Below are 9,319 nucleotides of genomic sequence, written 5' to 3'. Positions count from 1 at the left end.
TGGCATCACCTCGGTGTGTCTGGAAGACCGAGGTGCCTGCATCGCCGGCAAGCCAGCTCCTACAGAAAAGCGGCTCTGCTTTCGTTCTGGTCTTTGCTTTTACCATAAGTAGCCGTTACCGCAGAAACGGATATGTACACAATCAAACCACCTCAGCCTGCCGCACCTGCTTCTCCAGTTCAGCCTTCAACCCCGGCTCCAACTTAAGCTGCCGCGCCAACTCATCGAGGTAAGCCTTCTCCATGAAGTTCTCCTCATCCACCAACATCACACTGGCGATATACATCTCGGCAGCCAACTCCGGAGTACTGGCAGCCCGAGCCACATCTGCCGGATCCAGCGGCTTGTTCAGCTCGGCATGCAACCACTGCTGCAACTCACGATCGTTATCCAGCTTCACAAACTCCCCTTCGATCAACGCCCGCTCACGCTCATCCACATGCCCGTCAGCCTTGGCCGCAGCCACCAGCGCCTTCAAAATCCCCTGGCTGTGTTGCTCGACCTGGGCCGGCGGCAACCGATCAATGGTCTGCGGCTCCCCTTGAGGCGCACTGGCCTGCTGCGCCTGCCAATTACCGTAGGCCTTGTAGGCAATCACCCCCAAAGCAGCCAACCCGCCATAGGTCAGCGCCTTGCCGCCAAACTTGCGGGCTTTCTTGTTGCCCAGCAACAGACCCATGGCGCCGGCCGCGAGGGCCCCACCACCGGCACCGCCAAGCAAGCTACCCAACCCGCCGCCACCCAGCAGTCCGCCAAGGGCACCCTTGTCATCTGACTTGCGCTGCCCGCCAGCCTTGTTCTGCAACATGTCCTGGCCGGATTTGAGCAGTTGATCGAGCAATCCACGGGTATTCATTCACAACCTCCAGAAACTCAAGTTCACAGGACCAATAGGCCCCCAGCGTAAAACTAAGTGCCAAAAACCCCCGATCTAGAGTGCTTCCAGATGTAACGCGCTTACCCCTCAATTAAAACGATATACACTCGAACAAATCTATAAAAACACCCCACTGGTAATTCCAGCATGATGACCTTGCGTCAGATCCGTCACTTCATCGCCGTGGCCGAGACCGGCTCGATCTCCGCCGCTGCCCAGACCGCCTTCATCTCCCAGTCCACCCTGACCCTGGCGATCCAGCAACTGGAACAGGAAATCGGCGTCAACCTGTTCAACCGCCACGCCAAGGGCATGACCCTGACCCACCAGGGCCACCAGTTCCTGCGCCAGGCGCACCTCATCCTCGCCACCGTCGACAACGCCAAGCGCAGCCTGCAACAGAGCACCGACCAGGTGGCCGGGCAGTTGATCATCGGCGTGACCAGCCTGGTCGCCGGCTACTATCTGGCGGACTTGCTTACCCGCTTCCAGCGCGCCTACCCCAATGTCGAGATCCGCGTGATGGAGGACGAACGCCCCTACATCGAACACCTGCTGGTCAGCGGTGAAATCGACGTCGGCGTGCTGATCCTCTCCAACCTCGAAGACCGCCACGCCCTGCAAACCGAAGTGCTCACCCACTCGCCCCACCGTTTATGGCTGCCGGCCCAGCACCCGCTGCTGGAACACGACAGCATCAACCTGGCGGACGTAGCGCGCGAGCCGCTGATTCAACTGAACGTCGACGAAATGGGCCACAACGCCCAGCGCATGTGGACCGGCGCCGGGCTGCAACCCCGCGTCACCTTGCGCACCGCCTCGACGGAAGCCGTGCGAAGCCTGGTCGCCGCCGGCCTGGGCGTGTCGATCCAGCCGGACATGACCTACCGCCCCTGGTCCCTGGAAGGCGACATCATCGAGGCCCGGCCGATTGCCGACCTCAGCCAGACCCTCGACGTGGGCCTGGCCTGGCGCCGGGGCACGGCGCGCCCGGCGCTGGTGGACCCATTCCTGACGGTGGCCCGCGAACAGCCCCACCCACGCAAGCCATCTATTTAATCGAATGCTGCTTTCAGTATTTAGTATTTGTTGACCTCGCGCCTGACCTCTAGTCTCTGCTCATCCCATAAGAGAAGGTCAGGCGCCTCGCACGAGAACAGCCATGACCACACAAGAAAAGAGATCGCGAAAAATGTCTGGCGCGCCCACACCGCTGCTCACTGCGTTGCTGATCGACGGCGAACTGGTCCCGGGCCAGGGGTTTGTCGAGCCGATCATCAACCCGGCCACCGGTGAAATCCTCACCCATATCGCCGAAGCCAGTACCGAGCAGGTCGAAGCCGCAATCCTCGCCGCCCACCGGGCCTTTGCCGGTTGGTCGCGGACCACGCCCCAGCAGCGCTCGAACATCCTCCTGGGCATCGCCGAGACAATCGAAAAACAAGCCGACTACCTCGCCCGCCTGGAATCGCTGAATTGCGGCAAGCCGCTGCACCTGGCACGTCAGGACGATTTGAGCGCGACCGTCGATGTGTTCCGTTTCTTCGCCGGCGCCGTGCGCTGCCAGACCGGGCAACTGAGCGGTGAATACCTGCCGGGCTACACCAGCATGGTGCGTCGCGATCCGATTGGCGTGGTGGCCTCCATTGCGCCGTGGAATTACCCGCTGATGATGGCCGCCTGGAAAATCGCCCCGGCCCTGGCGGCCGGTAATACCCTGGTGTTCAAGCCGTCGGAACATACCCCGCTGTCGATCCTGGCCCTGGCGCCCGTACTGAGCCAGTTGTTGCCGCGCGGGGTGATCAACATCCTGTGTGGCGGCGGCGAAGGGGTCGGCAGCCATTTGGTCAGCCACCCGAAGGTGCGCATGGTCTCGTTGACCGGCGATATCGTCACCGGGCAGAAGATCCTCCAGGCCGCCTCCAAGACACTCAAGCGCACGCACCTGGAGCTGGGCGGCAAGGCCCCGGTGATCGTGTGCAACGACGCCGACCTGCAAGCCGTGGTCGAAGGCGTGCGCGCCTACGGTTACTACAACGCCGGCCAGGACTGCACCGCCGCGTGCCGCATCTACGCCCAGGCCGGCATCCACGACAAATTGGTGGCCGAGCTCGGCGCCGCCGTCAGCAGCCTGCGGTTTGCCGGCAAGCGCGATGCCGACAACGAACTCGGCCCGCTGATCAGCACCCGCCAGCGCGACCGCGTCGCCAGTTTTGTCGAACGCGCCCTCGGCCAGCCGCATATCGAACGCATCACCGGCGCCGCCGTGCATTCCGGTGCTGGCTTCTTCTACCAGCCAACCTTGCTGGCCGGTTGTAAACAGAATGATGAAATCGTGCAGCGCGAAGTGTTCGGCCCGGTGGTCACCGTGACCCGCTTCGACGAGCTGGAACAGGCGGTGGACTGGGCCAACGACTCGGAATACGGCCTGGCCTCCTCCGTGTGGACCCAGAATCTGGACAAGGCGATGCAAGTGGCGTCGCGCCTGCAATACGGCTGCACCTGGATCAACAGTCATTTCATGCTGGTCAGCGAAATGCCCCACGGCGGCTTGAAGCGCTCGGGGTATGGCAAAGATCTGTCCAGCGATTCGCTACAGGACTACAGCGTGGTGCGGCACATCATGGCGCGCCACGGCCAGCATCTTTAAAACAACAACTACGCTCACGCACCACCTGCTGCAAAAACTGCCCCGACCATAATTAAAGAAGAGGGAACCCCCATGTCTGCGCACAAGACCGCTCTGCTCAGTGCCCTGACCACCGCGCTGCTGGCCAGTGTCAGCATCCATGCCGCCGAACCGCTGAAGGCGGTGGGTGCCGGTGAAGGCCAGTTGGATATCGTCGCCTGGCCCGGCTATATCGAACGTGGCGAAAGCGACAAGAACTACGACTGGGTCACCGGTTTCGAGAAAGAGACCGGCTGCAAGGTCAACGTCAAGACCGCCGCCACCTCCGACGAGATGGTGAGCTTGATGGCCAAGGGCGGCTACGACCTGGTCACCGCGTCGGGCGATGCCTCGCTGCGGTTGATCGTCGGCAAGCGCGTACAGCCGATCAACACCTCGCTGATTCCCAACTGGAAGAACATCGACCCACGCCTGAAAGATGCGCCGTGGTACGTGGTCGGCCAGCAAACGTACGGCACGCCGTACCAGTGGGGCCCGAACGTGTTGATGTACAACACCAACGTGTTCAAGACCGCGCCCACCAGCTGGAACGTAGTGTTCGATGCGCAGAACCTGCCGGACGGCAAGCCGAACAAAGGCCGCGTGCAGGCCTATGACGGCCCGATCTACATCGCCGATGCGGCGCTGTACCTCAAGGCCACCAAGCCGGAACTGGGCATCCAGAGCCCGTACGAGCTGACCGAAACCCAGTACAAGGCCGTGCTCGACCTGTTGCGCGCCCAGCAGCCGTTGATCCACCGCTACTGGCATGACACCACCGTGCAGATGAGCGACTTCAAGAACGAAGGCGTGGTGGCCTCCAGCGCATGGCCGTATCAGGTCAACGGCCTGGTGAACGAGAAGCAGCCGATTGCCTCGACCATTCCGAAGGAAGGCGCCACCGGCTGGGCGGATACCACCATGCTGCACACCGATGCCAAGCACCCGAACTGCGCCTACAAGTGGATGGACTGGTCGCTGCAGCCGAAGGTCCAGGGTGATGTGGCCTCGTGGTTCGGTTCGTTGCCGGCGGTTCCCGCGGCGTGCAAGGAAAGCGAACTGCTGGGCGCCGAGGGTTGCAAGACCAACGGTTTCGACCAGTTCGAGAAGATCGCCTTCTGGAAAACCCCGCAGGCTGAAGGCGGCAAGTTCGTGCCATACAGCCGCTGGACCCAGGATTACATCGCGATCATGGGCGGGCGCTAAGCACTCCCTAGTTGATCGTTCCCACGCTCCGCGTGGGAATGCCTCCTGTGACGCTCCGCGTCACGACTTTAAGGGCGGACGCGGAGCGTCCAGCGCTGCATTCCCACGCAGAGCGTGGGAACGATCACCTCTACCTCCGATTTAATTTTTACAAGACGCGCCTTTTTGGAGCACCGCACCATGACGCTTGCAGTCCAATTCACCCACGTTTCCCGTCAGTTCGGCGAAGTGAAAGCCGTTGACCGGGTTTCCATCGATATCCAGGACGGCGAGTTCTTTTCCATGCTCGGCCCTTCCGGCTCGGGCAAAACCACGTGCCTGCGCCTGATCGCCGGGTTCGAGCAACCCAGTGCCGGCTCCATCCGCATCCACGGTGAGGAAGCCGCCGGCTTGCCGCCGTATCAGCGCGACGTGAACACTGTGTTCCAGGATTACGCGCTGTTCCCCCACATGAACGTGCGGGACAACGTGGCCTACGGCCTGAAAGTCAAAGGCGTAGGCAAGACCGAACGCCTCAACCGCGCCGAAGAAGCGCTGGGCATGGTCGCCCTCGGCGGTTACGGCGACCGCAAGCCGGTGCAACTCTCCGGCGGCCAGCGTCAACGTGTGGCCCTGGCCCGCGCACTGGTCAATCGTCCGCGCGTATTGCTGCTGGATGAGCCCCTCGGCGCTCTCGACCTGAAGCTGCGCGAACAGATGCAAAGCGAGCTGAAGAAACTGCAACGCCAACTTGGCATCACCTTCATCTTCGTCACCCACGACCAGACCGAAGCACTGTCGATGTCCGACCGTGTGGCCGTATTCAACAAGGGCCGCATCGAACAGGTCGACACCCCGCGCAACCTGTACATGAAGCCCGCCACCACCTTCGTCGCGGAATTCGTCGGTACCTCCAACGTGATTCGCGGCGAATTGGCGCAACGCTTGAGCGGTAACCCGCAGCCGTTCTCGATCCGCCCGGAACACGTGCGTTTCGCCGAAGGCCCGCTGGGCAGCGGCGAGGTGGAAGTCAGCGGCCTGCTGCATGACATCCAGTACCAGGGCAGCGCCACTCGCTACGAACTGAAACTGGAAAACGGCCAGGCGCTGAACATCAGCCAGGCCAACAACCAATGGCTGGACACCACCGCCGGGCATCAAGTCGGCCAGTCCATCACCGCGCGCTGGGCGCGGGAAGCCATGACGCCGTTGACCGACATCGCAGGCGAGGTGTGACATGAGCCTGGCCCTGTCCCAACCGCCGATGCGCAGGTTTTCCAACCTGCTGTACAAGAAGCCCAACCTGTACCTGTCGCTGCTGCTGGTACCGCCGCTGATCTGGTTCGGCGCGATCTATTTGGGGTCGCTGCTGACCTTGCTGTGGCAAGGTTTCTATACGTTCGATGACTTCACCATGGCGGTCACCCCGGACCTGACCCTGGCCAACTTCGCCGCGCTGTTCCAGCCGTCGAACTTCGACATCATCGTGCGCACCTTGAGCATGGCGGTGGTGGTGTCCATCGCCAGTGCCATCGTCGCGTTCCCGATCGCCTACTACATGGCGCGCTACACCACCGGCAAGACCAAGGCGTTTTTCTACATCGCGGTGATGATGCCGATGTGGGCCAGCTACATTGTCAAGGCCTACGCCTGGACCCTGCTGCTGGCCAAGGGCGGCGTGGCGCAGTGGTTCGTGCAGCACCTGGGCCTGGAGCCGGCGCTGCAATTCATCATGGGCATTCCCGGCGTGGGCGGCAGCACCTTGAGCACCTCGCACCTGGGGCGGTTCATGGTATTTGTGTACATCTGGCTGCCGTTCATGATTCTGCCGATCCAGGCCTCGCTGGAGCGTTTGCCGCCATCGTTGCTGCAGGCCTCGGCAGACCTCGGCGCCAAGCCGCGCCAGACCTTCATGCAGGTGATTCTGCCGCTGTCGGTGCCGGGGATCGCGGCGGGTTCGATCTTTACGTTCTCGCTGACCCTGGGCGACTTCATCGTGCCGCAACTGGTGGGCCCGCCGGGTTACTTCGTCGGCGGCATGGTGTACGCGCAACAAGGCGCTATCGGCAACATGCCCATGGCCGCGGCGTTCACCCTGGTGCCGATCGTGCTGATCGCGGTTTACCTGTCCATCGTCAAACGTCTGGGGGCCTTCGATGCACTCTGAAAAAGCCTCACTCAGTCTAAAAATCGCGGCCTGGGGCGGGTTGGTTTTCCTGCACTTCCCGATCCTGATCATCTTCCTCTACGCCTTCAACACCGAAGAGGCGGCGTTCAGCTTTCCACCCCAGGGCTTCACCCTGAAGTGGTTCAGCGTGGCCTTCTCGCGGCCGGACGTATTGGAAGCGATCAAGCTGTCGCTGCAAATCGCGGCCATCGCCACGCTGATTGCGATGGTGCTCGGCACCCTGGCCTCGGCGGCGTTGTATCGCCGGGAGTTCTTCGGCAAGCAAGGCATCTCGCTGATGCTGATCCTGCCGATTGCACTGCCGGGGATCATCACCGGTATCGCGTTGCTGGCGACCTTCAAGACCCTGGGGATTGAGCCGGGGATGTTCACCATCATCGTCGGCCACGCGACCTTCTGCGTGGTGATCGTCTACAACAACGTGATCGCCCGTTTGCGCCGCACTTCCCACAGCCTGATCGAAGCCTCGATGGACCTCGGCGCCGACGGCTGGCAGACCTTCCGCTACATCATCATGCCCAACCTCGGCTCGGCGTTGCTGGCCGGCGGCATGCTGGCGTTCGCGCTGTCGTTCGACGAAATCATCGTCACCACCTTCACCGCCGGCCACGAGCGCACCTTGCCGCTGTGGCTGCTCAACCAGTTGAGCCGGCCACGGGATGTGCCGGTGACCAACGTGGTGGCGATGCTGGTGATGATCGTGACGATGTTCCCGATCCTGGGTGCCTATTACCTGACCCGCGGCGGCGAAAGCGTGGCCGGTAGTGGCGGTAAATAACTGACAACACATTGCCACTGAAGGAATGAGATTCAAATGTGGGAGCGGGCTTGCTCGCGAAAGCGGTGTATCAGTCAGGTGATGTATCAACTGAAAGACCGTATTCGCGAGCAAGCCCGCTCCCACACTTGAACCGGTTTCGGCAGGGGAAACGATGCAGCTTTAAGAGGACAGAACCATGCAAACCAAACTGCTGATCAACGGCCATCTGGTCGAAGGCGAAGGCCCGGCGCAGCCGGTGTTCAACCCGGCGTTGGGTCGGGTACTGGTGGAAATCAAGGAAGCCAGCGAAGCCCAGGTCGACGCCGCCGTGCGTGCTGCCGACAGCGCTTTTGAAGGCTGGTCGCAAACGCCACCGAAGGATCGCTCGCTGCTGCTGCTCAAACTCGCCGACGCCATCGAAGCCCACGGCGCAGAGCTGGCAAAGCTTGAGTCGGACAACTGCGGCAAACCCTACAGCGCCGCGCTGAACGACGAGATCCCGGCGGTGGCCGATGTGTTCCGCTTCTTCGCCGGCGCCAGCCGCTGCATGAGCGGTTCGGCCGGCGGTGAGTACCTGCCGGGCCACACCTCGATGATCCGCCGTGACCCGGTGGGCGTAATTGCCTCCATCGCGCCGTGGAACTACCCGCTGATGATGGTCGCCTGGAAAATCGCCCCGGCCCTGGCCGCCGGTAATACCGTGGTGCTCAAGCCTTCGGAACAAACCCCGCTGACCGCGCTGCGCCTGGTGGAACTGGCCGCTGAAATTTTCCCGGCCGGTGTACTCAACCTGGTGTTTGGCCGTGGGCCAACCGTGGGCAGCCCGCTGGTGAATCACCCGAAAGTGCGCATGGTGTCGCTGACGGGTTCGATTGCCACCGGGGCCAATATCATTTCCAGCACTGCCGACAGCGTCAAACGCATGCACATGGAACTGGGCGGCAAGGCGCCGGTGATCATCTTCAACGACGCCGATATCGACGCGGCGGTGGAAGGCATTCGCACCTTCGGCTTCTACAACGCCGGGCAGGATTGCACCGCTGCGTGCCGGATTTATGCACAGGCCGATATCTACGACACGTTCGTCGAAAAGCTCGGCGCGGCGGTTGCCAGCATCAAATACGGTTTGCAGGATGACCCGGCCACCGAGCTGGGCCCGCTGATCACCGCACAGCACCGTGACCGTGTGGCCGGGTTTGTGGAGCGTGCCGTGGCGCAATCCCATATCCGCCTGATCACGGGTGGCAAGGCGGTGGAAGGCAACGGGTTCTTCTTTGAGCCGACCGTATTGGCCGACGCGCAGCAGGACGATGAAATCGTGCGCCGCGAAGTGTTCGGGCCAGTAGTGTCGGTAACCAAATTCAACGACGAGGCCCAGGTATTGGCCTGGGCCAACGATTCGGACTACGGCCTGGCCTCTTCCGTGTGGACCGCCGACGTCGGCCGCGCCCATCGCCTGGCTGCACGGTTGCAGTACGGCTGCACCTGGGTGAACACCCACTTCATGCTGGTCAGCGAAATGCCCCACGGCGGTCAGAAACTGTCCGGCTACGGCAAGGACATGTCCATGTACGGCCTGGAGGACTACACCACGGTTCGCCATGTGATGTTCAAGCACTGACCCTTTACCCCTGTCGAAGC

General features: G+C 62.1%; 8 protein-coding genes. 7 read left to right on the top strand and 1 reads right to left on the bottom strand.

Features of this window, described 5'->3' with window-relative positions; genetic code table 11:
• Positions 1–142: 142 nt before the first annotated feature.
• Complete coding sequence (locus HX817_RS09690) at positions 143–856, bottom strand: tellurite resistance TerB family protein (protein WP_003209547.1); 714 nt, start codon at positions 854–856, stop codon at positions 143–145.
• Between the two features lie 168 nt (positions 857–1,024).
• On the opposite strand from HX817_RS09690, the gene HX817_RS09685 reads away from it, so the two are divergent.
• The 7 genes from HX817_RS09685 to HX817_RS09655 all read left to right on the top strand — a co-directional run bounded on the left by HX817_RS09685 (position 1,025) and on the right by HX817_RS09655 (position 9,299).
• Positions 1,025–1,936 (top strand): LysR family transcriptional regulator, encoded by a 912-nt coding sequence (locus HX817_RS09685; RefSeq protein WP_003209548.1) that lies wholly within the window; start codon positions 1,025–1,027, stop codon positions 1,934–1,936.
• Between the two features lie 133 nt (positions 1,937–2,069).
• The gene (locus tag HX817_RS09680; RefSeq protein WP_003209549.1) at positions 2,070–3,527 is read left to right on the top strand and encodes a gamma-aminobutyraldehyde dehydrogenase; all 1,458 of its coding nucleotides are present in this window, start codon (positions 2,070–2,072) and stop codon (positions 3,525–3,527) included.
• 72 nt (positions 3,528–3,599) lie between these two features.
• A complete protein-coding gene (ydcS, locus tag HX817_RS09675) occupies positions 3,600–4,751 on the top strand; it encodes a putative ABC transporter substrate-binding protein YdcS (protein ID WP_177040159.1) in 1,152 nt (383 codons plus the stop codon).
• A gap of 180 nt (positions 4,752–4,931) precedes the next feature.
• Positions 4,932–5,966, top strand: a complete 1,035-nt coding sequence (locus tag HX817_RS09670; protein ID WP_003209551.1) for an ABC transporter ATP-binding protein — start codon at positions 4,932–4,934, stop codon at positions 5,964–5,966.
• Between the two features lies 1 nt (position 5,967).
• Complete coding sequence (locus tag HX817_RS09665; protein ID WP_003209552.1) at positions 5,968–6,897, top strand: ABC transporter permease; 930 nt, start codon at positions 5,968–5,970, stop codon at positions 6,895–6,897.
• Positions 6,887–7,696, top strand: a complete 810-nt coding sequence (locus HX817_RS09660) for an ABC transporter permease (protein WP_003209553.1) — start codon at positions 6,887–6,889, stop codon at positions 7,694–7,696. Before HX817_RS09665 ends, HX817_RS09660 begins: the two co-directional genes overlap by 11 nt.
• Before the next feature lie 178 nt (positions 7,697–7,874).
• Positions 7,875–9,299, top strand: coding sequence for a gamma-aminobutyraldehyde dehydrogenase (locus HX817_RS09655; protein WP_008438218.1), 1,425 nt, complete (start codon positions 7,875–7,877; stop codon positions 9,297–9,299).
• Positions 9,300–9,319: the final 20 nt, after the last annotated feature.

The organism is Pseudomonas sp. C6002 (assembly GCF_013385805.1).
Lineage (GTDB): Bacteria > Pseudomonadota > Gammaproteobacteria > Pseudomonadales > Pseudomonadaceae > Aquipseudomonas.
This window is presented reverse-complemented; position numbering and strand designations above follow the sequence as displayed.